The sequence below is a fragment of the Paraburkholderia sp. J63 genome (genome assembly GCF_905220245.1).
In the GTDB taxonomy this organism is placed as follows: Bacteria; Pseudomonadota; Gammaproteobacteria; order Burkholderiales; family Burkholderiaceae; genus Paraburkholderia.
Window position 1 is genome coordinate 1 of sequence record NZ_CAJMZF010000136.1, and the last position, 1087, is coordinate 1087.

Annotated in this window: 1 protein-coding gene; it reads right to left on the bottom strand. The window is 60.8% G+C overall.

Annotated features, from left to right (window positions below; all coding sequences use genetic code 11):
- Positions 1–59: 59 nt before the first annotated feature.
- Positions 60–1043: an aldo/keto reductase gene (locus U5775_RS38835; protein ID WP_322063421.1), complete on the bottom strand. Its 984-nt coding sequence runs from the start codon at positions 1041–1043 to the stop codon at positions 60–62.
- Positions 1044–1087 lie beyond the last annotated feature (44 nt).

Below are 1087 nucleotides of genomic sequence, written 5' to 3' on the forward strand. Positions count from 1 at the left end.
GGAGGGCGGCGCGGACACCATTGCCGAAGACCCGCAGATAAAGCAGACGCGCAATGGCTTCAGTTATCGACGCGCTGCTGAAGATGGGCGGGGTAACGGTCGCCCAAGACCTTGATTGCGGCAAGCGCTGCTTCAATCGAAGCCAGTTCGTCAGTCGTCAGCGCAATCGCGCCGGCGCCGACGTTCTCCTCGAGTCGCGCAATTTTGGTCGTGCCTGGAATCGGCACAATCCACGGCTTTTGCGCGAGCAGCCAGGCAATTGCGATTTGCGCTCGCGTTGCGCCTTTGTCGTTCGCAATGGTGCCAAGCACCTCGACAAGCTGCGCGTTGGCCTTGCGATTTTCCTCGGAAAAGCGTGGGACGACGTTGCGGAAGTCGCTCTTGTCGAACGTCGTGTTCTCATTGATTGCGCCGGTAAGGAAGCCCTTGCCGAGCGGGCTAAATGGCACGAAGCCAATGCCAAGCTCCTCGAGCGTTGCGAATACCTTGTGCTCGGGTTCACGCCACCAGAGCGAGTATTCGCTTTGCAGTGCGGCTACAGGCTGGACTGCGTGCGCGCGACGAATCGATTGCGCACCGGCTTCCGACATGCCGAAGTGCTTGACCTTGCCTTGCGCAATGAGGTCCTTCACCGTGCCAGCGACATCTTCAATCGGCACGTTCGGGTCGACGCGATGCTGGTAGAGCAGGTCGATGCGGTCCGTCTTCAGACGCTTGAGCGCTGCTTCAGTGACAGCGCGGATACGCTCGGGGCGGCTGTCCAGGCCCGCTGTGGCTTCGCCGTCCTTGAACCCGAACTTGGTTGCGATGACGACCTGGTCGCGGAATGGAGCCACCGCTTCGCCGACGAGCTCCTCGTTCACGAATGGACCGTATGCCTCGGCCGTGTCGAAGAACGTGACACCCCGTTCGAATGCCTTGCGGATGAGTTCGATGCCTGCGGACTTTTCCGTCGCTGGCCCGTAGCCGAAGCTCAGACCCATGCAGCCGAGTCCAATCGCCGACACTTCCAGACCACCGTTGCCGAGTTGACGTGTTTTCATGCGCTTCTACTGTGATGTGTCCGGCGGGAGCGTGCTGCCGCATG

What these genes read in the sequence shown, in the direction of transcription:
- U5775_RS38835 (WP_322063421.1), bottom strand. Translation starts at nt 1,043, where the DNA reads ATGAAAACACGTCAACTCGGCAACGGTGGTCTGGAAGTGTCGGCGATT.